The organism is Bacillus sp. FSL R5-0603, assembly GCF_038050295.1.
Classification (GTDB): Bacteria; Bacillota; Bacilli; order Bacillales; family Bacillaceae; genus Bacillus; species Bacillus subtilis.
The window spans coordinates 2,557,426-2,581,437 of sequence record NZ_JBBOYP010000001.1 but is presented as its reverse complement, the minus strand read 5'-3'; the positions used below and the strand labels follow the sequence as shown (position 1 = coordinate 2,581,437).

Below are 24,012 nucleotides of genomic sequence, written 5' to 3'. Positions count from 1 at the left end.
TTAGAAAGTCTACCCCATGCAAAGTATCGCCTTCCCAATAGTAGGCTTTGCATGGGACGTTGCGGAATCTGGCATTCTCATCTTGCTTGCCATTTACATCACCTCCCTAACGATTTTCGATGATCACTTCCATTATAAAATAGAGTAAAGCCTTATGGCATCTTGTTAATGAAAGTTGAAGCAGTATGAAAGGGACCTTCCCAGTGAGAGGGGCTAAGGCTGATTGGCAATGAAAAGAGTAAGATTAAGCTATATTACTTTAGATTCAAAATATTGACAAATTGATGTATTTTCAACAATAGGGCAGTCTCTTCATGTATACTGATTCTGCATTTACAATATTTAGAAAGGGGAAGTGCAATGAAAATCAGTATGCAAAAAGTAGCGATCTCATTACTTGTTTTCACCATGTTTTTTACCCTGATGATGAGCGAAACGGTTTTTGCGGCGGGACTGAATAAAGATCAAAAGCGCCGGGCGGAACAGCTGACAAGTATCTTTGAAAACGGCACAACGGAGATCCAATATGGATATGTAGAGCGATTGGATGACGGGCGAGGCTATACATGCGGACGGGCAGGCTTTACAACGGCTACCGGGGATGCATTGGAAGTAGTGGAAGTATACACAGAGGCCGTTCCGAATAACAAACTGAAAAAGTATCTGCCTGAATTGCGCCGTCTGGCCAAGGAAGAAAGCGATGATACAAGCAATCTCAAGGGATTCGCTTCTGCCTGGAAGTCGCTTGCAAATGATAAGGAATTTCGCGCCGCTCAAGACAAAGTAAATGACCATTTGTATTATCAGCCTGCCATGAAACGATCGGATAATGCCGGACTAAAAACAGCATTGGCTAGAGCTGTAATGTACGATACGGTTATTCAGCATGGCGATGGTGATGACCCTGACTCTTTTTATGCCTTGATTAAACGTACGAACAAAAAAGCGGGCGGATCACCTAAAGACGGAATAGACGAGAAGAAGTGGTTAAATAAATTCTTGGACGTACGCTATGACGATCTGATGAATCCGGCCAATCATGACACCCGTGACGAATGGAGAGAATCAGTTGCCCGTGTGGACGTGCTTCGATCTATCGCCAAGGAGAACAACTACAATTTAAACGGACCAATTCATGTTCGTTCAAACGAGTACGGTAATTTCGTAATCAAATAAGCATTAAATGAATAAAACGGCAGCGATTTTGTCGATGTTTAGCCAGCATTTTCAGCATGATGTGGAAAAGACAAGAGACAAACAAGCTCTTGTCTTTCCTAATATGATAGTTCAGTATAAATATTTAAGAAAAATGTCAGTATTGAGTCTTGAATGTATCACCAGGCGTATGCCTCAGGTGTCTCTCCTTCAGGTCCGGGAAAGATATTATTTAACATGCGGAGAATCTCCTCATCCAGACTGATTTCAACGGCTTTAATCGTATCACGCAGCTGCTCAACCGTTCGTGGCCCGATGATCGGCGCAGTTAAAACTGGATTTGCCAGCACCCATGCCAAAGCCACATTTGCTTCTTTTTCTCCTAGTTCTTTGCATAAATCTGAAAATTTCTGGAGTTGCAAACGATGTTTTTCAATTAAATCTGCTCTTTTTGCTGTACGAGTTCCGACATTGCTTTTCAATGCCTTCCCACCAAGAAGCCCTCCTGCAAGGGGACTCCACGCCACTACTCCTAAACCAAGATCCCGTGCAGCCGGCAGCACTTCCATCTCAGCTGTTCGTTCTAATAAACTATACTTATGCTGTTCAGTGACGAGACCCATGAATCGCCGTTTTTCAGCTTCAGCTTGCGCTTTAACTAAATGCCAGCCTGCAAAATTACTGGATCCAATATAGTCTACTTTGCCGGAGCGAACCTGAGTCTCAAAAGCTTCCCATATCTCATCCCACGGTGTCCGCCTATCGATATGATGCATTTGGTACAATTCGATATGATCTGTCTGAAGCCGCTTCAGTGATCCTTCCAGATGACGTCTGATTTTGTATAGAGACAAGCCCCTCATATCATTTGGTCCGTCATTCGGATCAGAAATCGGTTCATATACTTTTGTCGCCAGAACAACTTTCTCGCGGCGCTGTCCTCCTTGTGCAAACCATTTTCCAATGATGCTCTCTGTCAATCCTGCGTTTTTGCCCCAGCCGTAAATATTGGCAGTATCAAAAAATTGAATGCCGTTATCAAGCGCTTCATCCATGATACGGAACGCAGTCTTTTCGTCTGTATCAACTCCAAAATTCATCGTGCCTAAACATAAACGGCTCACCCGCAATCCTGTTCTCCCTAAATAGGTATACTCCACAACAAACCTCTCCTTTATCATTATTTTTTGCAACAGCTGCAATACAATTGATTCAACAATTGTTTCGCTCTTTGTTACGATTAAAAAGACGAAGCAAATGTAAAGCAGACGCAAAATTATAGGAGGTTTTTTCAAATGAATATAGAGGATCTATGGGATCAATTTCATCAGCCGTTAAAAACATATATTTCACATAGGGTTAACGATCAATCTATCGTTGATGACCTCTTGCAAATCGTATTTATGAAAATACAAGTGCATCTCCCAAATCTGATCGATGAACAAAAGATCGACAGCTGGATTTATCGGATCACTAGAAATACGATTATTGATTTTTACCGTACAAAAAAAACAAGCGAAATATTGCCTGATGTTCTACATTTTAATGACAGTGCAGAGGAAGAAAATTTCACCAAGGAAGCAGCTGTGTGTATTCGATCGACCATCAAACGGTTGCCTGAAAAGTATCGAGAGGCGCTCGAGTTAACTGAATTTCAGGGGTTATCACAAAAAGAGTTGAGTGAAAAGCTCGGCATTTCTTACTCGGGAGCAAAATCAAGGGTACAACGCGGACGGGGAAAATTAAAACAGCTGCTTGAGGGGTGCTGTCATATTGAAGCGGATCGATATGGAAATATCGTAGACTTTCGTATTTTAAAGGAATAACTGATGAACATAGTCAGTTATTCCTTTAAAATAAGCCATCCGCATGAAGAGCATTTTCCCTTTGATGTTTGCAAGAGATGTATGTATAATATAAATCGTAATGTTTTCGATTTAATAAAAAAGGAGTGTTGGAATGAACATTTTATTTTCAAAGCGGCTAGGCATATTAACGATTGGTTCATTACTCGTATTGGCAGGATGTCAGACTTCCGGTTCTTCTGCAGGTGAGTCTAATCAAACAACATCATCCTCAGCAGTTGAAGAAGACTCTTCCAAAACGCAAGAGCAAACATCTGACAGTCATACACACGAACATTCTCACGATCATAGTCATGCGCATGATGAAGAAACAGAAAAAATATATGAAGGCTATTTTAAACACAGCCAAGTAAAGGATCGCTTACTTTCTGATTGGGAAGGAGATTGGCAATCTGTATATCCATACCTGCAAGATGGTACTCTTGACGAAGTGTTTTCATATAAATCAGAACACGAAGGCGGCAAGACAGCTGAAGAATATAAAGAGTATTATAAAAAAGGCTATCAAACAGATGTTGACCGTATTGTAATCCAGAAAGATACTGTAACGTTCTTCAAAAATGGAAAAGAATATTCTGGTAAGTATACGTATGACGGATACGAAATTCTAACCTATGATGCGGGCAATAGAGGGGTAAGATACATATTCAAACTAGCTAAAAAAGCAGAAGGGCTGCCTCAGTATATTCAGTTTAGTGATCATAGTATTTACCCGACTAAAGCTAGTCATTACCATCTCTATTGGGGGGACGACCGTGAAGCTTTACTTGATGAAGTCAAAAACTGGCCTACCTACTACCCGTCAAAAATGGATGGACACGATATTGCCCATGAGATGATGGCTCATTTATGATGATTACTCTATGAAGTATGGTGTTCTTTTATCATAAAGCTGTTCTGCAACAGCCATTTATCACTGTGGAAAATGGCGCCTGTCCTTTATAGAGGTGAAATGCTTAAATGCTCCTGTTTAGCTGCTGACCCTTCGCCAGCAGCTTTTTCGTCCGTTTTCTCTCTCCGCCGGCGGTAACTTCTTTTTCATTGACTCCTAAAAAATAAACAAAACATTAATAAAACAACGTTATTGCATTAACAAATTGAAAATATCCCTTAGCTGGAACTCACGATGCTGCCGAGACTGGAGTTCGTGCTGCCGGAATTGGTTCCTTTATCATTATATTTTTTCATCGTGGCATTTGCCGGGACCCTGTTAATCGTTGTCGTCGCCCCTCCTTCATTCAATATACATCGGTAAGCGGACCAAGACCGTCAATTACACTGTAGCTCTGATTTCTGCGATCATCAAGATATGCGGCATTTACCTCTCTGAAAGTACGGCGTTCTGCAATGTCTACAACTTTTTGAATGTTGGCATCCAACAAGGGGCAATTGATCAGTTGGGGGAGCCACTTCATAAAGAATATGTTTCAAGCTGGTGCTTATTGCTGCCAGCTTGTTTATGTTTATCGGTTGATGATGCCGGTAAACAGGCTAGCGGATTGCCGAAGAAAGGCAGGGGTCCAACGAAAGCCGCTGTTTCTCCAATACGCCCGAATAGCTAAAGTAGCTTTCAGAAAAAAGCAACTGAATTTTTAATTTACTGCCGATCTGCAAATTGTTTAATCATAGTTCTTTTATTCACATATTCATTATTGTTAAATAAAGTAGAGGAAATCAATCGCTAAAGAAAAAACCTTAGGCAGTTATTTATATGTAGAAGGAGAGGCAAGCAATGAAAAATAGAGAGGAAGCAATTGATTATTGTTTGAGTTTTAAAAATGTATATGAAGATTACCCGTTTCGTGATAAAAATTGGACGTTAATGCGACACATAGAAAACAGAAAGGTGTTTGCGTGGATATTTAAAAAAGATGATTATATTTGGATCAATGTGAAGTGCGAACCCGGTTTTCTCGATTTTTGGAGACAGAAATACACTTCGGTCGTTCCAGCATTTCATCTCAATAAAGAGCATTGGAATTCTATCATTCTTGACGGAACTGTTCCAGATGAAGACATATACGATATGATAACACAAAGCTACATGTTAACTAAAACTAAGTAAGCGATAGGCCCGAGGGAGAGGGGATGTAATATGTAAAGCCTTGAATTGCTACAAGAGCCTTGCGTCTTGATATGGAATCTATAAGGTGAGCATTGTAAAGGAAAAAAGTTCAATTATATGTAACGACCCATTTACATCATCTATGTCTGTCAGCCTTGAATGACTTACCTCATAAACTCAGCCACGACTACAGTGGATACTTTAAACATCTTCTGACAGATACCCCCCCCTCTTTCCAACTATTTAACAGTTGCGTAACAAATCATAAACCCTGTTGTGACGATAGGGTCAATACTTTTCCTGCTTAACATGCAATTGTTATGAAACTGGAAAGATCATTTCTTGGCGGATCTTTTAAGAAAACGAAAAAGAAGATAACAGATTGATCTCAAGATTGCTCAGTTAAGATTTTGAAGGTAACCGGTATAGTGTAAGAAAGAATTCTTAGAGCTAAGACGAAAGGATGAGATGGATGAAGGAATATTTTACAATTGGCGAAACAGCCCGTCTAAATAACATCTCAATTCAAACATTGCGCTATTATGATAGGATCGGAATTTTCAAGCCTCATTATACAGATCAGGATAATGGTTATCGGTATTATCATGTCAAACAGTTCTTTTATTTAGATGTTATCAAGTATCTAAAATATATTAGGACACCTCTAGAAGAAATTAAGCGTTTCAGCTCATATACTTGCACCCCAGAAGATATGCAGCACTTTCTTGAGGAGAAAGAAAGCGTTATTGTGCAAGAAATGGAAAAGCTCGAACGTGCTCGTCAATTACTTCATAGGAGACGAAAACAGCTTAATGAACAATTAGAAATATGCAGCAAAAAAGATGAAGGTTTCGTTTATTTTCGGTATATAGATAAACAAACAATATTAAAAGTAGAGACGCCTCAAGTTAATCCTCATAATCAATCCGATTTGTATTACAGAAAGCTGGCTGACGTTGTCGAAAAAATAGGAGATGTAATAGATAACTATTATGGATTCATTTATGATTTCAAGCCCTATAAGGATTCTCGTGAAATTTATTGCAATAGTATTTATACGACTGTTTGCAGTGGGAAAAAGATAGACATAGGAGAAAAAAACATGAGGTTAGATACGATCCCATCTGGTGAATATGTATGTATCGCATTTAATTGGTCTGCAAAAAATTATGATGAGTATTATCAAAAGCTTTATCAATATATTGAATCTCACGGCATCCAAACGGATGGAAAAGTATATCAAGTTTCTCTTCCAATTGACTATAACTCATTAAGAGAAGAAAACTTCCTTACAGAATTAAGAGTGCTAAAAAATAACTAACCCTTGACCCTATAGCTGCTATAGGGTTTATGATTTGTTCATCATATTCATTCATGAAAGGAAGGGTGTATAAAATGACAAATAAAGAAGGTATGCGCTTCGGTTATTCATGCCGCAATGGCAAGGCGGTAACAACCCTTACGTACTCGGAGCACACTTATTAAACTGGCTTGCTCCCAAAACGAATGGCCCATTTGAAGAAGTACTTGTCGATTTAGATGCGGATCTTGAAAAAGAGCAGGGGATTATTGGAAGGAGTTTTTGATTAAAGCAAGCTCGGTCTGCCAAAAGTTTAATTCAAAAGCACAGCCCTGATCGTGTTATCGTTTTTGGCGGGGCGTACGGTGTAGAGCTTGCTCCTTTGCATACTTAAACGAAAAATACGATGGAGATACTGCTTTATTATCGGTTGATTGACATTTGACACCTCAGTCCCTGACCACCATGCTCATGTACTTCTAATTTGCTGGGCTAGCTTTTATCATTGTTGTTTTGTCGCATCTCAAATTTTAATAAAAATTAAATCTAAAACAAAAGGAGCGATGAATATGAGAGCACCGATAGATGAACCAATTTGGTACGCCTACCCTGGAATGGTAGCTGTAGTTACGGCTCAATATGAAGGTGAAAAAAACGCAATGGCTTCTGGGTGGCATACGTACATTGGATCTTCTCCTGGAATGTATGGGATATCAGTAAACAAAGAGACATATACTTACAAAATGATTGAGAAAAGTGGTGTTTTCGGTGTGAATTTTCTTCCGGGGAGATGTTCGGGATTAATTCAAGCATTAGGCACCCATAGTGGTAGAGATATAAATAAGTTTGAAGCATTTAACATTGAATACGAAGTAGGGCTAAAAGCCGAGGTGCCGATTTTAACTGGTGCTTATTTTGCTTATGAGTGTAAAGTACACAGTATTTCCACGTTGGGCGATCAAGAGTGGATTGTGGGTGAAGTTTTACAGAGATATCAAGATAAAGAGCTTTTCCTGAAAAATGGAATGCCAGATTTAGAAAAACTGGATATTCCGCTTCACATTGGAAAATCGAGCTACCGAATATTAAACAGCAAAGCAGAGGAACGTCAACACGCATTTGATCCCACAACTGATTGAGACCATTCAGGATCCGCCACATTATTGTGACGTGCATACCTTGAGTCATCTCACATGAAGAGTAGAAGAAACCTATTTCAAAATAAAAAATCATTAGATATATGGGCAGTGGATTACGCTTGAAATCTATTGGCTTATATGAAGCAAAAAAGAGACCCAAAAACCGCAAAGCTTCTTCAAGAAAGCTTTGCGGTTTTTTATATGTCTAAGCCTCGATTCATCTCACCATAAAAAGGTATTTCAACTTTCTCTTTTGATCGACAATAGTCCATAAAGGGAAGAATATTTCCCTCACAAAGAAGTCGTGGCAGTAATCTACATAGGTGTGTTTGCATGGCCCCACTTTAATGGTTTTGTTTAAATCTAATAAAAAACAGACGCCATAAAGATTTCTTATGGCGTCTGATGGATATGAGGTAAGGTGTGTTCTTAATAGCCACCAAAGAAAGATGTCCCAACGATGATTAATAGGATGAATAGAACTACAATTAATGGAAATGACCTCATAACATCACCTTCCTTAAAAGAGGATAGTACATGATATGCAGATCGAGCTTATTCGATAGTGATGCTAGTTTAATTGATGTAAAAATATTTTTTAGCCTAAGGCTGGACTGCTAACTGATCTTTATTAGTTATTGGATCATACTGATCATTTTGGAATGAATCCGTTTCAAAGTGATGTGTTGTTCTCGGCCAATCGTGTCATAAGGAAGAACTTTTATGGCCTCATACAATACAGTCATGCCACCAATTCCAGAATCAAAAAATCCTAATTTCATCACTTCTCACGTTCTGTCTCATTCTTTTTTTATCATATGACTTTATATCATCTGAATCAAACGAAAAACAACCATTTTACTATTCGAATGTAATATGGGAGCTATCGATTTTTCGAATAGGGAGCAAAATTTGAGAAGAGGAGATAAGATCGAAATGTTGGTGATGTATTGTGGTTGTGGTGAAATCATTAAGATCGCATCGTATCAATGGGATGATTGATAACCCGAATCAATTAGCTTTGAAAATGTAGGAGTATTGAGATTTCCAAAGTCAGGGGATGAAATTACGAAAAAAAAAAAGCAAACTGCCTGTCGAAGTTTGCTTTTTGCTCTATCAATGAGGTGCGCCTATATTTTTATATCCTCTTGGCAAAGCTGATTTAAAAGCTGCTTAACCGAAATTTCCTCAGTCAATGACCGTATCCCTTGACCTGCCCATAAAGACATCTGATCATGGTTATTTTGAAGTGAAGCCTGCTGTCTCATTGCCTTCGTTAGTGTATTTTGATAAGGGTACGGAAGGGTTTGTGTCTCAAACTGTTCTTTTTCTTCCATCCATTTATTTACGATTCCTCTGGCCTCTTTACCTGAAAATAATGTCGTAAGCTTTGTATCTGCTTCGTTTGCTTCTAGTATTTTCTGTTTATGTACTGGATGTGCGTTACTCTCGTGACAAATTAAAAAGGCAGAACCGATTTGAACGCCTTGGGCTCCAAGGGTTAAAGCTGCTTTTACTCCTCTGTGGTCTATCATTCCCCCAGCAGCTATGACAGGTACGCTCAGTGCATCTGCTGCTTGTGGAATCAGAGCCATTAAACCTACGGCAGATTCACCTTTGGAAGGTAAGAATGCTCCGCGATGTCCACCGGCTTCACTTCCTTGAAGGACTACTATATCCATTCCCCGTTCTTCCATTAACAATGCTTCTTCTACTGTTGAAGCGGTTCCTATTAAACAGCATCCAGCGGTTTTTAGCTCCTTTACTGCGTCTTCAGGCGGCAGATCAAAAGTGAATGAGCAAGCCTTAACCTTGTATTTTAAAATTAGATCAATTTTTTGATAGAAGTCATCCCACTCTTCTTGTACAGATGTGAATTGATTTACTTGATTAGCTAACGGTATGTTTTCTTTCCACTTTTTAATCTGATCTTTTGGTGGCATCTCTAGACCTAGCGGAACAAACACATTAATTTGAAAAGGAGCGTCTGTCAGCTCAAACATTTCTTTTATTTGTTGTTCTAGTAGGTCTGGCGTAAGATACCCCGATGCTAAGCTGCCAAGAGCACCTTGATTCGAAACTGCAGATGCAAGTCGGGGCTTTGTAATACCGCCAGCCATTGGAGCTTGAATAATCGGTTTTGTTAAAGAAAACTTTTTCATAAATTCATTCATACCGAATCCCCCCGTTAAGACATGATTTTTGAAAAAAGTGTCATTTTAAAATTTACTCAAAAACTCGTATTCGCTTAAATATATCGTTTTCCTTCTTTTTGTCAATCTCTCATACCAGTTAACATGACGATAAAGCAGGGGGGATTAAAGTGTGTCAAAGATAGTGTCGTCCCATGGCGGCTCTACAAAAAACAGAATATTCATGTAGTCCTTCATAGTTGATATCTGATTTTGAGATGTCTTGCATCTTAATTTTGAATGATATATAGGAGAACTTCATGTAAAATAAAGCTTAGAAGAATACATCACATTCAAGAGTGAAAAAATCTATAAGACGTACAGATCAATATTCGGTTTTACAGTTAGATATTAAGGCTGAAACGGAGGAACATGTAATGCGAAGTGAGCAGGAAATGATGGACATTTTCTTGGACTTTGCTTTGAACGATGAGAGAATCCGATTGGTCACTTTGGAAGGGTCACGTACAAACAGAAATATCCCTTCTGACAACTTCCAAGATTATGACATCTCGTATTTTGTAACTGATGTAGAATCTTTTAAAGAAAATGATCAGTGGCTCGAAATCTTTGGGAAGCGCATTATGATGCAAAAACCAGAAGATATGGAGCTTTTTCCTCCCGAATTAGGTAATTGGTTTTCATACATTATTCTTTTTGAGGATGGCAACAAATTAGATCTAACCCTTATTCCAATTCGTGAAGCAGAAGATTATTTTGCTAATAACGATGGTTTGGTTAAGGTATTGCTAGATAAGGATTCGTTCATCAACTATAAAGTGACCCCAAATGATCGCCAATACTGGATGAAAAAGCCGACTGCAAGGGAATTTGATGATTGCTGTAATGAGTTCTGGATGGTTTCGACTTACGTAGTAAAAGGATTAGCAAGAAATGAAATCCTTTTTGCCATTGACCATTTAAATGAAATTGTACGTCCTAATTTATTGAGAATGATGGCCTGGCATATCGCATCTCAGAAAGGGTATTCATTTAGTATGGGGAAGAACTATAAATTTATGAAACAGTATCTTTCAAATAAAGAATGGGAGGAACTCATGTCTACATATTCTGTGAATGGGTATCAGGAAATGTGGAAGTCTTTATTTACTTGCTATGCATTATTTAGAAAGTATTCAAAAGCTGTATCAGAAAGTCTTGCATATAAGTATCCTGATTACGATGAAGGCATCACTAAGTATACGGAAGGTATTTATTGCTCAGTAAAGTGATAAGAATATAGGATTGTCTTCATATGATATTTGATTCTCGCTGACAATGGAGACCAAGGAGTCACCATGTTTGTAAAAAGATGCGTAAATCGTTATGTTTAAGAAAGTCTACGCATTTTACTATGATTATTCTTGTCCAAAATTTTTGTTCTTTTTAACGAAACGAGGCATTATAATTAACCTATAGGCACATTGAAAAAACAAAAGAATAAAAAGGAGGATTTTTGTGTTTCAAACCTTAGACCATTTTTTGAAATCTTGGGAGTTCGAAGCAGATGCTACACAGAAACTATTAAATAGTCTGACTGATGAATCACTTAAACAAGAAATAACTTCACAAAATTGGACTCTAGGCCGTATTGCTTGGCATACTGTTGCTGCCATTCGCATCATTACCTCAAACACAGACTTAACGTTCCATGCCCCAGCTGAAGATTATCCTGTTCCAACTTCGGCTCAGTTTATAGCTGACAGCTATCATCAAGCCAGTAATGCATTTGTACAGGCATTAAAAACCCAATGGACTGACCATACACTTCAAGAACGTATCAACTTTATCGGACAACAATTGCCTAACGGTTCACTTTTGATGTTTTTAATTCAACATCAAAATCACCATCGGGGACAAATGACTGTTCTTATGAGACAAGCAGGTTTAACTGTTCCAGGTATTTATGGTCCAGCAAAAGAAGAATGGGCAAAATTTGGTTTGGAAGCCCCGAAAATGTAATCAACCTTTTTATAAAAAGTTACGCTATACAACATATAAGAAGATGTTTTGATCAATCTTTTTTCAAAACATGTTCTTTTTTGTTCGTTTACCAATGATAAGAACGTCATTACACCTCAAATGACAATGATTTTCCGCTTTATAGTGGGCTTTTTTAAGAACACCATACCAATGATGTAGGTATGATTTTTATAGATTCCTCTCTAACAAAGCCCCCACTTTTTCTGCCATCACTCGAGGTGGGTAAGGCATTTCATTTTTCAACCACCATTCGACTACTCCTACGTATGCATTTGCAACAAATTCGGCAACGATCTCTTTGCTTTGACCCACATTTTTGCCTTTTGTAATATCAATGTCTTTTTTAAATTCTTCGATATTATGTTGAACAAAGCGGCTTCGAAAATACTGAGCCCCCTCACTCGCTAACATCGTCGAAAAAAATAAATAATTACTTTCTAGATATTCCATGCAATGCACAGTCGATTCAATCCAATCCATTTCAGCTTCCGATTCACAAATGTTAACCATGTTATTGATATGTTCTTCCATGATCTTATCCAACAGATCGAATTTATCCAAGTAATGAAGATAAACAGTTGCACGGTTAATATCTGCTCTGTCAGAAATATCCTGAATGGTAATGCTATCGAATTTTTTTTCTTGCATCAGCTCAAGAAACGCTTTTTTAATTGCATCTTGAGTTTTAACAACTCTTCTATCCCTTTTCGCCATGTATAACACCATACCTTTCTTGAGATAATCGACAATTTTTAGTGAGTTGTTGTTTAAACAACAAAACCGATTAAATTAATGATTGTTTTGCTTATATTTGTATCATAAATTATAGACAGATGTTGAGAAAACATCAATTGTAGCTTTTACTTAACATGGAAGGATGGTATTTAATATGTCAAACCATATTTTTAAGTTAAGCGATAAGGTAATAAGGAGATCAGTGTCATACAAAAACCGGTTTGGAATAAAAATTTCGGCAGATCTCTATTTGCCAATAGATCTAGATAGTTCAAAGAAACACGGAGCCGTTATTATAGGTGCGCCTTATGGTGGTGTTAAAGAGCAGGGGTCCGGAATCTATGCTCAAAACATGGCAGAGCGTGGTTTTGTGGCTCTCGCATTTGATCCATCTTTCAACGGATACAGTGGGGGGAAGCCGCGCCACCTTTCTTCGCCTGATTTATTCGTTGAAGATTTCAGCGCAGCCGTTGATTATATAGGGACTCGCCCATTTGTAAATAGGAATCAAATCGGTGCAATTGGTTTATGCGGCAGCGGGGGTTTTGCGATTAGTGCAGCGCAGGTTGACAGGCGCATCAAAGCTGTGGCAACGGTCAGCATGTACGATATATCCCGGGTTCAACGCAACGGCTTTAAGGACTCGTTCACCGAAGAAGATCGCAACAGAGCACTCGATGTAATTGCCGAGCAACGGTACGCGGAGTTTGAGGGCAACCCGCCAGCGTTGACCGATCGAGGGGCACCTATTGGATTTGATGATAATACAGACCCTATCGGTCGCGAGTTTGGTGAGTTCTATTCTACGCCTCGTGGGTATCATCCAAACTCAATTACTCAATTTACCGTGACAAGCAGCATGTCCTTTATAAACTTCCCACTGCTTACGCACATCAAATCAATTTCGCCAAGACCCATTTTGTTCATCATGGGCGAACACGCTCACTCACGATACTTTAGTGAAGATGCATACGAATTGGCGGCGGAACCAAAAGAGCTGTACATCGTTCCAAATGCAGGACATGTTGATTTATACGACAAGACAGATGTGATTCCATTCGACAAGTTGGAAGCATTTTTTACTGATAATGTGAAGTAGGTCAACCATCATCCAAAATGATGAAAATAACGTTGAATTATTTCAATAAGAAATTTTAATAAATGTCTCCATTGTTTTTAGGGGGGCATTTTATTGAAGATAGGTGTTGATTTTTTGTCTAAACGAAACCATTTGTTGATTCTCATCTTGACCATAGGTGTTTTCGGCATCTTAAATACCGAAATGGGTGTTATTGGGATAATGCCTTCTATTGCTGATCACTTTCATGTCAGCATATCAAAAGCAGGATTGCTGGTGAGTCTTTTTGCTCTTACTATTGCTGTATCTGGGCCAACACTGCCGTTATTGTTTTCTGGGATAAATCGAAAGCATGTCATGTTACTTGTATTAGGAGTTTTCGTTCTCGGAAACATGATATCAATATTTACATCTAGCTTTACCATTCTATTAATTGCTCGTATCATTCCAGCTTTTTTTCATCCGATTTATTGTTCCTTGGCATTTACAGTAGCTGCTTCCTCAGTAAGACAGGAGGCAGCTCCAAAAGCTGTCTCTAAGGTATTCATAGGAGTATCTGCTGGTATGGTAGCTGGCGTACCAATCGCAAGTTTTATTGATAGTGCCGTTTCGTATGAAATGGCGATGGCATTCTTTGCTATTGTTAATTTTATTGTATTTATTGCTACATTGATTTTTATATCTTCTATGCCTGTTGAAGAAAGACTTTCGTATGGTACGCAACTTTCCGTATTAAAAAAACCGATTATATGGCTTTCTATCGTGACTGTCATTTTGTTAAACGCCTCGATCTTCGGAGTTTATAGTTATTTTGCTGAATATCTAAAAACAGTAACAAATATGTCTCCGAATACCACAAGTTTAACGTTATTTATCTTTGGCGGAGCCAATATTATTGGCAACATTGTCGCAGGAAAGTTGCTTACTCATCGTCCCATCAAGTCTATAGTATCTTTTCCTTTGTTAATGGTGGCTGTTTACATCGCCATATTCTTCACAGGGCAGTTTACAGTACCAATGGCAATGATAACTTTCATTTGGGGAATATTAGCTGGAGGACTAATGGCTAATATTAATCAATATTTAATTGCATCTTCAGCCCCTGAAGCTCCTGATTTCGCAAATGGCTTATTTATATCATCCTGTAACGTAGGAACAACAATTGGTTCAGCTGTAGGCGGGTTATTTATATCAGAAATGGGTACACAATACGTCATATTGGTGGGGATTCTATCATTGATACTAAGTTTGGTAACTATTTTTCTAAGAACTTATATGTTCTCTCCTGCACATCAACTTTCTAGATAGTGAATACATTCAGCATTAATGAATAATTTAAAACACCCACTTTTAAAAGTGGGTGTTTTTTTGAATGCGCTGTATGGGTGTTAACTATTCTTCATCTTCAAAGAAACCAAATAGTTTTTCTTCATCATATTCATATTTACGTCCTAGGTTATCTGTATCTCTTTCGTGCTGTAAAAGGACCTTATAGTTTTTTCCCTTTGAAGATTCGTTTTCAATAATACTTAGAACGGTTACTTTATCGTTCTCATATGTCTTTGCAAAAAGTCTAATTTCCTCAATTGTATCCTTTAAATCTGTCTCATCACCATTAAAAAAGTCTAAAGAAACTCCAGTTGTATATTTTTCAATCATGGTTAACTCCCCGCTAAAAATGTTTTAGTTCTTAAAGGATAACAGAAATTGTGTATTTTTAGGAGAATACTTTCTTGAATCAAAAAGCCCAATCAATAACTATCACAGGTTAGTGAAAGAGGTTCATCGATTGCGGAGACTACTCTATGGTTCAGAAATTCCAATGAAACATTCAGGTGTTGCTCAATTTCGACTAGAAGCAGCTGCGCCAAAAGGAAGCCTATTGGAAGAGTCTAGCTAAGTTGCAACAAATGGATATAAGAGAGGAACGTCTTCTCAAAAGGGAAGGCAATTTATTTACTGTAATTCATACAATGAGTAAAGTCTCCCAGCGATAAGCGAGGTCAATATTCAGCTTTTATGGTATATTCTTTACTTCGTTCGACAAATTCTGCAAATTGTAGACAACTTCCTGATTATTTGGATAATTAACTGGATAGGAGGGGAAAAGTTGTCATATTTCATTATACTTATCATCGTTCTATTAATCGGAGCATTGGTAACAGCAGCAGTCGGTATCATCTCTTCAAAAGTAGAGGTAATCTCGCCGAAAACTACAATAAAATCTAAAGAGGAAGAACAGAAAAGTTTTTATACGCTGAAATAAAGCAGAGAAAGAGCATCTCCTGCGGGGGTGTTTTTTAAGAGGAGTTGGAAAAACTAAATCAGACTAATTTACTTTTAAGATTCACCCTTGAAATCGCTGCACTAATCTCCTTAGGGGTGTTTGCTTGGATAAGCTTTAATGGTTATTTTAAATATGTTTTAACTTTGGTTTTACCTATTGCAGTTATGATTGTCTGGTCTGTATTTGCAGTACCTCATGTCGAAGACAAACTGTAATAGCTGTAAACGGGGTAACAAGGTTAGTTATTGAATTATTGATCTTTGCAATGGCTGTTGCAGCGCTTTATTTTAGTCATTTAAAACCAGTTGGTATTATCTTTTTATGTCTAATAATACTCCACTACATCATTTCAGCTGAGCGTATTAAATGGCTTCTAAATCAATAGTCTTTAATTTCAGCACTCGTTATTAGAGTGCTTTTTAACATTCTCTGTAGAGCCAGTGATTCTCAGATTAGATTATTGAAGGTTAACGGCTTGGGCACAGTTGCAGTTTAGAACGCATTTTCCAATAAAGAAGGCGCTCATTTGAAATTCATCATTAAACAATTGTACAAAAGTAAAATTTGTATTTAGGTAGTAATAAATAGAAATTCTACATAGGAGGGTATCTTGTGGAAGAAAAGAAAAAAGCTTTAATCATTGTGGATGTACAAAAAGCCTTCGATGATAAAAAATGGGGGGAACGAAATAACGTAAAGGCGGAAGAAAACATTAGTAAAATACTAAAATTATGGAGAGAAAAAGGATGGACAGTCATATACATACAACACACTTCTGATAAACCTCATTCTTTATTCCATCCAAAGAATGAAGGGTTTGCGATAAAGGAAATAGTTAAGCCTATGGATGAAGAAGTCATTATAACCAAGACAGTAAATAGCAGCTTTATTGGTACGAATTTAGAAGAATTCTTAAAATTAAATGAAATAACCACTGTAGTCATAACTGGTTTAACCACGCCTCACTGTGTATCAACCACCACAAGAATGAGTGGTAATTTAGGGTTTGATACATACCTGATTTCAGATGCAACTGCAGCCTTCGGAATGAGAGACCAAAATGATACATATTATGATGCGGCGACTATTCATAATATATCTCTAGCTACATTGCATGATGAATTTGCCACAATATTGACAACTGATCAATTAATAAATGATTTTATAAAAACTCACTGATGAAAAACATTTTGGCACAGTAAAACGGCAGGCGCCTTTCCAATAGGAAGGGCGCTTTAATTCGATTTCCTGCTTTACTGCTCAGAGGAGATGTATCAATGTTTCTTTATCGACAAGCAAGGGCAGATGAATAAGCAAAGTGGCAAAGCTACTCCATGAATTTTTCAATCAATATCCTTTTATGGATTTACTCGTAAAACGCGAAAAAAGATCATTCATTTATTTTTGAAATGCATAAAGTACTGACAAGAGCATATTTTAAAAAGCATTTCTTTTTTGTTGACATTCAGAATGGTGAAATTGTTGTTGCCGCTCTATTAAAACATCGTAATAAACCCGACATTAATTTGATCGATTATATAGCAGCAGGGGGGATAACATTAATCAAAATGGGGGATTTTCAGTATTGAACATGTTGACAGTAACTAATGGAGGTAAAAAAATCCTACAAATCCTTAAAAGAGCCGGCATGGTATTTAGAAGTATTAGGAGTTTCGCCATCTTATCAGGGAAAGAGTTTGGGCATAAAATGATTAATGACTGTCTCATACCTTTTATTTCAAAATGCGGGGGCGGCATTTTGGCCCTTATCACGAATACTGATCTCAATAGATCATTTTACAAATCGTCCTGATTTTATATTTAAAGATTATCATAACCTTTCATAAAGATGGAGGTCGAATGAATGTCTTCAAAAGAAAAAAAGAGTGTAACCATTTTGACGGAAAGTCAATTGTCTTCGAGAGCATTTAAAGATGAAGCGTATGAATTTTATAAAGAATTGCGAAAATCACAGCCTCTCTACCCATTATCTTTAGGAGCTCTGGGGAAAGGCTGGCTCATATCGAGATATGATGATGCAATACATTTATTAAAGAATGAAAAATTAAAGAAAAACTATGAAAATGTAATAACCGCAAAAGAAGAGAACCGTCCTGTTCTGTTGAAGAATGAAGAGCCTTTAACAAAGCATATGCTTAATTCAGATCCCCCGGATCACAATCGTTTGCGAACTCTTGTTCAGAAAGCATTTACTCATCGGATGATTCTGCAGTTGGAAGACAAAATCCAACATATAGCAGATTCCTTATTGGATAAAGTACAACCCAACAAACTCATGAACCTAGTAGACGATTATGCGTTTCCTTTGCCGATTATCGTGATAAGTGAAATGCTTGGCATTCCCCTAGAAGATCGTCAAAAATTCAGAGTGTGGTCGCAAGCAATTATTGATTTTTCAGATGCCCCTGAAAGACTTCAGGAGAATGATCATTTGTTAGGAGAATTTGTTGAATATCTGGAATCCTTAGTTCGCAAAAAAAGGAGCGAACCTTCAGGAGATTTAATCAGTGCATTAATTCAAGCGGAAAGTGAAGGCGCACAATTAAGTACAGAAGAATTGTACTCGATGATTATGCTGCTTATCGTTGCAGGTCATGAAACAACCGTAAACTTAATCACCAATATGACATATGCTCTGATGTGTCACAATGATCAATTAGAAAAGCTCCGCCAGCAGCCGGACCTGATGAATTCAGCCATAGAAGAAGCATTGCGGTTTCACAGCCCTGTTGAGCTGACGACAATTCGCTGGACGGCTGAACCATTTATACTGCATGGGCAGGAGATTAAACGGAAAGATGTGATCATCATTTCCTTAGCATCAGCAAACCGTGACGAAAAGATATTTCCAAATGCCGACATATTTGATATTGAAAGAAAGAACAACCGCCATATTGCTTTTGGCCATGGCAATCATTTTTGCCTTGGTGCACAGTTAGCCCGCTTAGAAGCCAAGATTGCGATTTCCACCTTATTACGCCGCTGTCCAAATATACAGTTAAAAGGCGAAAAGGAACAAATGAAATGGAAAGGGAATTTTCTGATGAGAGCACTCGAAGAACTGCCGCTTAGTTTTTAATTTTTTTGGGGATATGTGATTTTCAAACATATCTCGTTTTACTCCTCAATTAGATTAAACGATAGTAAAAGCTGTAACATAAAAATTTGGTATGATAGCTTTTTTCAAAAACAAAGTTTAGCATTATTTATGCCTACCGGGCATGAAAATGTCTTGCAAACACCAATAGTTTCCCCCTATCGGTGTTTTTTATTTGTTTTCAGCCTCATTTGGACAAACAGCTGTTACATAGTAAACGTTTGTTAAGATAAAATAATAGAGGGCATAGTTTCTAATGAGAAAAATAATGATAGAGTAGACTTTCTGTTTTGTGAATTTTAACAATTTTCGTTCGCCGAAAAAGGCAATAGGGCACCACAAATTAAAATTTCGGTGAGACCGCAATAACTTTTTGGCTTCTGATAAGTTTCTTAGTGTTGGTATCAAGTCACACAAGTACATAACTCTCCCATGACTTCTTTCTGATGTAAGATAATTTAATTATGAGTTAATATCGAGTGTAATTTTATTCTGTGAATAATCATTTGAAAGGATTTAAATTTAAATAATATTTGATCATCGAATAAAAATTCGTTATCATTTAAATTGGATGAAATATAATTCAGTTAAGGGTATTGGGGGTTATGAAATGGGTATTATGCTTGACGAAACTGATAAGGCCATTTTAAGAGAATTGCAGGAAGATGCTTCAATATCAAATTTAAATTTATCTAAGAAAATTGGGCTTTCACCATCAGCTTGCCTTGCAAGAACAAAGAACCTAGTAGAAGCAGGTATAATTAAAAAGTTTACGACTATTGTTGATGAGAAAAAACTTGGAATCGAAGTCACAGCACTAGCTCTCATCAACTTATCACCCTTAAATAGGGAGACAATTCATTCATTTTTAGAGGATATAAACAAATTCCCACAGGTTCAAGAATGCTACACACTTACAGGAAGCCATGACTATATGCTTAAGATTGTGGCGAAGGACATGGAGAGTTATCGGAATTTTATCATTGATTCATTAATGCAGAACCCTGCTATTAGTGGAGTTGACACAAGCATAGTCATGAGTACAGAAAAAAGAACTGTCAGTGTGCCAATTGATGAAATGTAGGAGGTTGTTGATTTGAATAAAAATAAAGAATCGTTACATTTAAGCTCTCCTGCTATAAACACTCATATGAATAAGAGAAGTCAAATATGGGCTGCATTTCGTTCTGCATTCCCATATACAATTCCGATTTTTGCGGGGTTTTTGTTTTTGGGGATAGCTTATGGAATCTTTATGCATTCTTTGGGATTTAGCGCAATCTATCCAATCATCATGAGTTTTATGATATTTGCGGGCTCAATGGAGTTTGTTGCAGCGAATTTTTTACTTGGTGCGTTCAACCCTATGAATGCTCTTTTTTTGACGTTAATGGTCAATGCCCGGCATTTGTTTTATGGAATTTCCATGTTGGATAAGTACAGGGGGACTGGAAAGAAAAAGCTTTATCTGATTTTCGGAATGTGCGATGAATCATTTTCTATCAATTACACCGCTAATGTTCCGGCGAATGTTGACAAGGGCTGGTTTATGTTTTTTGTGACACTGCTTAACCATTTATATTGGGTCGCGGGGGCAGCGATAGGAGGTATTTTTGGGTCGTACGTGAAGTTTAATACCGAAGGGCTTGATTTTGTGATGACTGCTCTGTTTATTGTGATATTCATAGAACAATGGATGAAAGAAAAAAAGCATTACAGTGCTCTCACAGGACTTGGACTTTCAGTAGCCTGTCTTATCCTTTTTGGCGGAAACCAATTTATTATTCCTGCTATGCTCGCCATTTTAGGGGTACTGACTGTTCTGAGAAAACCATTGGAGAAAGCTGAGGTTTCCGTATGACGATGACTATGACGCAGCAAATGATCACCATTGCAATGGTCGTGCTTGGAACAATGCTGACACGGTTCCTTCCATTCATGATTTTCCCGTCTGGCAAACCGACACCGAAATATGTACAGTATCTTGGTAAAGTGCTGCCATCAGCGGTAATCGGGCTTTTGGTCATTTATTGTTTAAAAGATGTGAGTCTGCTTTCTGGAAGTCATGGCATTCCTGAATTGGTTGGGGCAGCTGCAGTTGTACTGCTTCACTTGTGGAAGAAAAATATGCTTCTTTCCATAGCGGGGGGAACCGTTGTTTATATGGTTTTGGTGCAATTGGTTTTTTAACCGATATCGGAAACTATCAAAATGATCATGCTTTTATTGAACTTGATAAAAATATATAAAACTGACACAAACTTATTTTGGAATCAACACTGCGCCAGTGCAAATAGCATCTGTAATGTTTCCTGGCTATTCAAGAAGTGTCTACTTTAATCGGAGGATATATAATGTCAAAAAAAGTGTCTGCTTCCTATATCATCATTATAGGATTAATGCTATTTGCATTGTTTTTTGGAGCAGGAAATCTCATTTTTCCGCCTATGCTTGGTCAAATGGCTGGAAAAAATGTATGGATCGCTAATGCAGGTTTCTTAGTAACCGGAGTTGGATTGCCATTACTGGCTATAACAGCATTTGTTTTTTCGGATAAACAAAACTTACAGTCGTTAGCCAGCCGTGTTCACCCGGTGTTTGGCATTGTATTTACGACGATTCTCTATTTGGCAATCGGGCCTTTTTTCGCTATCCCGAGATCAGGAAACGTATCGTTTGAAATTGGGGTAAAGCCTTTTTTATCAAATGATGCAGGCCCTGTCTCATTGATCATATTTACAATATTATTTTTCGCATTGGCATGCTTGTTATCACTCAATCCTTCAAAAATCATTGATATAGTTGGAAAATTTTTGACGCCAATTAAGCTGACATTTATCGGATTGCTTGTAGTGGTAGCTCTTATTCGCCCAATTGGAACCATTCAAGCACCATCAAAAGGGTACACATCACAAGCGTTTTTTAAAGGATTTCAGGAAGGATACCTCACTTTGGATGCCCTTGTAGCATTTGTTTTTGGAATTATCATCGTGAATGCATTGAAAGAACAAGGAGCTTCTACCAAAAAACAGCTGATGGGTGTTTGTGCAAAAGCAGCCGCGATTGCAGCTGTACTCTTAGCAGTTATGTATACAGCCCTTTCCTATATGGGGGCTTCCAGCGTTGAAGAACTGGGGATTTTAGAAAATGGAGCAGAGGTCTTGGCTAAGGTTTCATCCTATTATTTTGGATCTTATGGTTCAATTTTATTGGGCTTAATGATTACAGTGGCGTGTCTGACGACAAGTGTCGGACTGATCACAGCGTGTTCTTCATTTTTTCATGAATTATTTCCGAACATTTCTTATAAAAAAATTGCTGTCGTTTTATCAGTGTTTAGTACGCTTGTCGCAAATATAGGATTAACCCTGCTCATTAAGGTGTCAATGCCTGTCTTACTGACGATGTATCCTATCGCGATTTCCTTAATTATTTTAACGTTTTTGCATTCTGTATTTAAAGGGAAGACAGAAGTGTATCAAGGCAGTTTATTATTCGCATTCATCATCAGCCTATTTGACGGTTTGAAGGAGGCTGGAATAAAAATTGAAGTTGTGAATCGTATTTTCACTCAGATTCTTCCTATGTATAACATAGGGCTGGGGTGGCTCATTCCAGCTATTGCAGGGGGAATATGCGGCTATATACTGAGTATATTCCGAACAAAAACAAGTTGATCAATCAACAGCAAATATCACTCAGATCTGCAGGAAGGATAAAGTGCTTGCATGTTTTTAATCTCATTTGGACAAACAGCTGTTACATAGCATAATGTATTTTATGAAGGTAAAAATCATCGAGGTACCGCAATACCTTTTATAAGAGATATGAAGAAGAAAAGGATAGAGAAACTAGGTTAGCGGAGTAAACCATGGGTTTGCTCCGCTTTTTTATGTTTATAAGAGAATAATTAAGGAGGTATTGTGGGTTTCTATAAAAAATATTTTGACATTTCAGTAAAGAACAGATATATTTATATATGAACACATGCTCATATATAAATATTATTTGCATCATGTTAGAATGCTTCATAACAGATTTGAAATAATAAATACATATGTATCAATAAACTTTAGGTAAGGAGGAGTTTTTTATGGGTCACAATCATAATGAAGGAGCAAATAAAAAGGTTTTATTGATCTCTTTTATCATGATTACAGGTTATATGATAATAGAAGCTATTGGTGGATTTTTAACAAATAGTCTGGCGCTTTTATCTGATGCAGGCCATATGCTGAGTGATTCAATTTCATTAATGGTTGCCCTGATTGCTTTTACATTAGCTGAAAAAAAGGCAAATCACAATAAGACATTCGGCTATAAACGATTTGAGATTCTTGCAGCTGTGATAAACGGTGCTGCATTAATTCTTATTTCTCTTTATATCATTTATGAAGCAATCGAACGCTTCTCTAATCCACCAGAAGTAGCAACAACCGGCATGCTTACAATTAGTATCATCGGGTTAGTTGTGAATCTATTGGTCGCTTGGATTATGATGAGTGGCGGAGATACAAAGAATAATCTGAATATAAGAGGAGCTTATTTACATGTAATAAGCGATATGCTCGGCTCTGTAGGTGCCATTTTAGCTGCCATACTTATCATCTTCTTTGGATGGGGCTGGGCAGATCCATTGGCTAGTATCATTGTGGCTATTCTTGTTCTAAGAAGCGGTTACAATGTGACTAAAGATTCCATTCACATCTTAATGGAAGGAACTCCAGAAAATATCGATGTCTCTGATATCATTCGTACAATTGAAGGGACAGAGGGAATTCAAAACATTCATGATTTACACATATGGTCTATCACAAGCGGATTGAATGCTCTTTCTTGCCATGCAGTTGTTGACGATCAACTGACCATTTCAGAAAGTGAAAATATTTTACGCGAAATTGAACATGAACTTGAGCATAAAGGCATTACGCACGTAACCATTCAAATGGAAACCGAAGCGCATAATCACGACGATGCGATCCTTTGTCAGCCCAAAATGGAGAAGCCGCGTGACCACCATCACCATTAAATTTTTTATCTAACTTTATAGTGAGGAGATTAACTAGCATTTTGCAGATTCTGTCTACTGACAATT

General features: G+C 37.6%; 24 protein-coding genes and 4 pseudogenes. 21 read left to right on the top strand and 7 right to left on the bottom strand.

Annotated elements, in window-relative coordinates; translation table 11 throughout:
• The first annotated feature begins 360 nt into the window (after nucleotides 1-360).
• Nucleotides 361-1,176: a chitosanase gene (csn, locus tag NYE56_RS13350; RefSeq protein WP_123373005.1), complete on the top strand. Its 816-nt coding sequence runs from the start codon at nucleotides 361-363 to the stop codon at nucleotides 1,174-1,176.
• Between the two features lie 158 nt (nucleotides 1,177-1,334).
• Here csn and NYE56_RS13345 read toward each other — a convergent pair whose 3' ends face one another.
• On the bottom strand, nucleotides 1,335-2,315 hold the full coding sequence (locus NYE56_RS13345; protein ID WP_123373006.1) for an aldo/keto reductase: 981 nt from the start codon (nucleotides 2,313-2,315) through the stop codon (nucleotides 1,335-1,337).
• A gap of 135 nt (nucleotides 2,316-2,450) precedes the next feature.
• On the opposite strand from NYE56_RS13345, the gene sigZ reads away from it, so the two are divergent.
• A complete protein-coding gene (sigZ, locus tag NYE56_RS13340; RefSeq protein WP_014480374.1) occupies nucleotides 2,451-2,981 on the top strand; it encodes an RNA polymerase sigma factor SigZ in 531 nt (176 codons plus the stop codon).
• A gap of 133 nt (nucleotides 2,982-3,114) precedes the next feature.
• Entirely contained in the window at nucleotides 3,115-3,873 is a 759-nt protein-coding gene (locus NYE56_RS13335) for a metal-binding protein ZinT (RefSeq protein WP_341283972.1), read from the top strand.
• A gap of 266 nt (nucleotides 3,874-4,139) precedes the next feature.
• Here NYE56_RS13335 and NYE56_RS13330 read toward each other — a convergent pair.
• Nucleotides 4,140-4,414, bottom strand: a pseudogene (locus NYE56_RS13330) (phospholipid phosphatase); the annotation flags it as partial.
• A gap of 338 nt (nucleotides 4,415-4,752) precedes the next feature.
• Between NYE56_RS13330 and NYE56_RS13325 the strand changes: the two are divergent.
• From NYE56_RS13325 to NYE56_RS13305, 5 genes and pseudogenes are all read left to right on the top strand, one after another.
• A complete protein-coding gene (locus tag NYE56_RS13325; protein ID WP_014477457.1) occupies nucleotides 4,753-5,085 on the top strand; it encodes an MmcQ/YjbR family DNA-binding protein in 333 nt (110 codons plus the stop codon).
• Nucleotides 5,086-5,557: 472 nt separating this feature from the next.
• On the top strand, nucleotides 5,558-6,406 hold the full coding sequence (locus NYE56_RS13320) for a MerR family transcriptional regulator (RefSeq protein ID WP_014477456.1): 849 nt from the start codon (nucleotides 5,558-5,560) through the stop codon (nucleotides 6,404-6,406).
• Between the two features lie 109 nt (nucleotides 6,407-6,515).
• Complete coding sequence (locus NYE56_RS13315) at nucleotides 6,516-6,671, top strand: arginase (RefSeq protein ID WP_100506522.1); 156 nt, start codon at nucleotides 6,516-6,518, stop codon at nucleotides 6,669-6,671.
• Between the two features lie 283 nt (nucleotides 6,672-6,954).
• Nucleotides 6,955-7,524, top strand: coding sequence for a flavin reductase family protein (locus NYE56_RS13310; protein ID WP_341283971.1), 570 nt, complete (start codon nucleotides 6,955-6,957; stop codon nucleotides 7,522-7,524).
• Nucleotides 7,505-7,666, top strand: a pseudogene (locus NYE56_RS13305) (hypothetical protein). Before NYE56_RS13310 ends, NYE56_RS13305 begins: the two are co-directional and overlap by 20 nt.
• A gap of 287 nt (nucleotides 7,667-7,953) precedes the next feature.
• Here NYE56_RS13305 and NYE56_RS13300 read toward each other — a convergent pair.
• The 3 genes and pseudogenes from NYE56_RS13300 to NYE56_RS13290 form a co-directional block, all read right to left on the bottom strand.
• The gene (locus NYE56_RS13300) at nucleotides 7,954-8,031 is read right to left on the bottom strand and encodes a YjcZ family sporulation protein (RefSeq protein ID WP_072175780.1); all 78 of its coding nucleotides are present in this window, start codon (nucleotides 8,029-8,031) and stop codon (nucleotides 7,954-7,956) included.
• A 197-nt stretch (nucleotides 8,032-8,228) separates the two neighbouring features.
• A pseudogene (locus NYE56_RS13295) lies at nucleotides 8,229-8,306 on the bottom strand (hypothetical protein); the annotation flags it as partial.
• Between the two features lie 348 nt (nucleotides 8,307-8,654).
• Nucleotides 8,655-9,698 (bottom strand): nitronate monooxygenase, encoded by a 1,044-nt coding sequence (locus tag NYE56_RS13290; protein ID WP_086344117.1) that lies wholly within the window; start codon nucleotides 9,696-9,698, stop codon nucleotides 8,655-8,657.
• A 395-nt stretch (nucleotides 9,699-10,093) separates the two neighbouring features.
• Between NYE56_RS13290 and aadK the strand changes: the two genes are divergently transcribed.
• Both aadK and NYE56_RS13280 read left to right on the top strand, forming a co-directional pair.
• On the top strand, nucleotides 10,094-10,948 hold the full coding sequence (aadK, locus tag NYE56_RS13285) for an aminoglycoside 6-adenylyltransferase AadK (protein ID WP_341283970.1): 855 nt from the start codon (nucleotides 10,094-10,096) through the stop codon (nucleotides 10,946-10,948).
• 226 nt (nucleotides 10,949-11,174) lie between these two features.
• Nucleotides 11,175-11,678: a DinB family protein gene (locus NYE56_RS13280; RefSeq protein ID WP_015251612.1), complete on the top strand. Its 504-nt coding sequence runs from the start codon at nucleotides 11,175-11,177 to the stop codon at nucleotides 11,676-11,678.
• Nucleotides 11,679-11,867: 189 nt separating this feature from the next.
• On the opposite strand, the gene NYE56_RS13275 is transcribed toward NYE56_RS13280, so the two are convergent.
• The gene (locus NYE56_RS13275; RefSeq protein WP_123373012.1) at nucleotides 11,868-12,413 is read right to left on the bottom strand and encodes a TetR/AcrR family transcriptional regulator; all 546 of its coding nucleotides are present in this window, start codon (nucleotides 12,411-12,413) and stop codon (nucleotides 11,868-11,870) included.
• 175 nt (nucleotides 12,414-12,588) lie between these two features.
• On the opposite strand from NYE56_RS13275, the gene NYE56_RS13270 reads away from it, so the two are divergent.
• Nucleotides 12,589-13,533: an alpha/beta hydrolase gene (locus NYE56_RS13270; protein WP_268555753.1), complete on the top strand. Its 945-nt coding sequence runs from the start codon at nucleotides 12,589-12,591 to the stop codon at nucleotides 13,531-13,533.
• A gap of 114 nt (nucleotides 13,534-13,647) precedes the next feature.
• The gene (locus tag NYE56_RS13265; protein ID WP_268555765.1) at nucleotides 13,648-14,820 is read left to right on the top strand and encodes an MFS transporter; all 1,173 of its coding nucleotides are present in this window, start codon (nucleotides 13,648-13,650) and stop codon (nucleotides 14,818-14,820) included.
• 84 nt (nucleotides 14,821-14,904) lie between these two features.
• On the opposite strand, the gene NYE56_RS13260 is transcribed toward NYE56_RS13265, so the two are convergent.
• Complete coding sequence (locus tag NYE56_RS13260; RefSeq protein ID WP_123373014.1) at nucleotides 14,905-15,171, bottom strand: hypothetical protein; 267 nt, start codon at nucleotides 15,169-15,171, stop codon at nucleotides 14,905-14,907.
• A gap of 451 nt (nucleotides 15,172-15,622) precedes the next feature.
• On the opposite strand from NYE56_RS13260, the gene NYE56_RS13250 reads away from it, so the two are divergent.
• The 9 genes and pseudogenes from NYE56_RS13250 to czcD all read left to right on the top strand — a co-directional run bounded on the left by NYE56_RS13250 (nucleotide 15,623) and on the right by czcD (nucleotide 23,946).
• Nucleotides 15,623-15,778, top strand: coding sequence for a hypothetical protein (locus NYE56_RS13250; RefSeq protein WP_174245731.1), 156 nt, complete (start codon nucleotides 15,623-15,625; stop codon nucleotides 15,776-15,778).
• A 44-nt stretch (nucleotides 15,779-15,822) separates the two neighbouring features.
• Nucleotides 15,823-16,184: pseudogene (locus NYE56_RS13245) on the top strand (YrdB family protein).
• Between the two features lie 227 nt (nucleotides 16,185-16,411).
• A complete protein-coding gene (locus NYE56_RS13240) occupies nucleotides 16,412-16,978 on the top strand; it encodes a cysteine hydrolase family protein (protein WP_014480365.1) in 567 nt (188 codons plus the stop codon).
• Between the two features lie 685 nt (nucleotides 16,979-17,663).
• Complete coding sequence (locus NYE56_RS13235; protein ID WP_133954233.1) at nucleotides 17,664-18,899, top strand: cytochrome P450 family protein; 1,236 nt, start codon at nucleotides 17,664-17,666, stop codon at nucleotides 18,897-18,899.
• 628 nt (nucleotides 18,900-19,527) lie between these two features.
• The gene (gene azlB / locus NYE56_RS13230; protein ID WP_015251617.1) at nucleotides 19,528-20,001 is read left to right on the top strand and encodes an azlBCD operon transcriptional regulator AzlB; all 474 of its coding nucleotides are present in this window, start codon (nucleotides 19,528-19,530) and stop codon (nucleotides 19,999-20,001) included.
• 12 nt (nucleotides 20,002-20,013) lie between these two features.
• The gene (gene azlC / locus NYE56_RS13225; RefSeq protein WP_046381210.1) at nucleotides 20,014-20,778 is read left to right on the top strand and encodes an azaleucine resistance protein AzlC; all 765 of its coding nucleotides are present in this window, start codon (nucleotides 20,014-20,016) and stop codon (nucleotides 20,776-20,778) included.
• A complete protein-coding gene (azlD, locus tag NYE56_RS13220; RefSeq protein ID WP_003245988.1) occupies nucleotides 20,775-21,107 on the top strand; it encodes a branched-chain amino acid transporter AzlD in 333 nt (110 codons plus the stop codon). Before azlC ends, azlD begins: the two co-directional genes overlap by 4 nt.
• 164 nt (nucleotides 21,108-21,271) lie before the next feature.
• Nucleotides 21,272-22,594 (top strand): branched-chain amino acid transport system II carrier protein, encoded by a 1,323-nt coding sequence (brnQ, locus tag NYE56_RS13215; RefSeq protein ID WP_123373017.1) that lies wholly within the window; start codon nucleotides 21,272-21,274, stop codon nucleotides 22,592-22,594.
• Nucleotides 22,595-23,010: 416 nt separating this feature from the next.
• Complete coding sequence (gene czcD / locus NYE56_RS13210) at nucleotides 23,011-23,946, top strand: CDF family zinc transporter CzcD (RefSeq protein WP_341283969.1); 936 nt, start codon at nucleotides 23,011-23,013, stop codon at nucleotides 23,944-23,946.
• Nucleotides 23,947-24,012: the final 66 nt, after the last annotated feature.

Bases quoted from the DNA above. Each gene is read 5' to 3' on its own strand.
- NYE56_RS13270 (WP_268555753.1), top strand. From the start codon at position 12,589: ATGTCAAACCATATTTTTAAGTTAAGCGATAAGGTAATAAGGAGATCA.
- csn (WP_123373005.1), top strand. From the start codon at position 361: ATGAAAATCAGTATGCAAAAAGTAGCGATCTCATTACTTGTTTTCACC.
- NYE56_RS13320 (WP_014477456.1), top strand. From the start codon at position 5,558: ATGAAGGAATATTTTACAATTGGCGAAACAGCCCGTCTAAATAACATC.
- NYE56_RS13310 (WP_341283971.1), top strand. From the start codon at position 6,955: ATGAGAGCACCGATAGATGAACCAATTTGGTACGCCTACCCTGGAATG.
- NYE56_RS13290 (WP_086344117.1), bottom strand. From the start codon at position 9,698: ATGAATGAATTTATGAAAAAGTTTTCTTTAACAAAACCGATTATTCAA.
- NYE56_RS13235 (WP_133954233.1), top strand. From the start codon at position 17,664: ATGTCTTCAAAAGAAAAAAAGAGTGTAACCATTTTGACGGAAAGTCAA.
- azlD (WP_003245988.1), top strand. From the start codon at position 20,775: ATGACGATGACTATGACGCAGCAAATGATCACCATTGCAATGGTCGTG.
- NYE56_RS13275 (WP_123373012.1), bottom strand. From the start codon at position 12,413: ATGGCGAAAAGGGATAGAAGAGTTGTTAAAACTCAAGATGCAATTAAA.
- NYE56_RS13315 (WP_100506522.1), top strand. From the start codon at position 6,516: ATGCCGCAATGGCAAGGCGGTAACAACCCTTACGTACTCGGAGCACAC.
- aadK (WP_341283970.1), top strand. From the start codon at position 10,094: ATGCGAAGTGAGCAGGAAATGATGGACATTTTCTTGGACTTTGCTTTG.
- NYE56_RS13335 (WP_341283972.1), top strand. From the start codon at position 3,115: ATGAACATTTTATTTTCAAAGCGGCTAGGCATATTAACGATTGGTTCA.
- czcD (WP_341283969.1), top strand. From the start codon at position 23,011: ATGGGTCACAATCATAATGAAGGAGCAAATAAAAAGGTTTTATTGATC.
- azlB (WP_015251617.1), top strand. From the start codon at position 19,528: ATGGGTATTATGCTTGACGAAACTGATAAGGCCATTTTAAGAGAATTG.
- NYE56_RS13260 (WP_123373014.1), bottom strand. From the start codon at position 15,171: ATGATTGAAAAATATACAACTGGAGTTTCTTTAGACTTTTTTAATGGT.
- sigZ (WP_014480374.1), top strand. From the start codon at position 2,451: ATGAATATAGAGGATCTATGGGATCAATTTCATCAGCCGTTAAAAACA.
- NYE56_RS13300 (WP_072175780.1), bottom strand. From the start codon at position 8,031: ATGAGGTCATTTCCATTAATTGTAGTTCTATTCATCCTATTAATCATC.
- NYE56_RS13325 (WP_014477457.1), top strand. From the start codon at position 4,753: ATGAAAAATAGAGAGGAAGCAATTGATTATTGTTTGAGTTTTAAAAAT.
- brnQ (WP_123373017.1), top strand. From the start codon at position 21,272: ATGTCAAAAAAAGTGTCTGCTTCCTATATCATCATTATAGGATTAATG.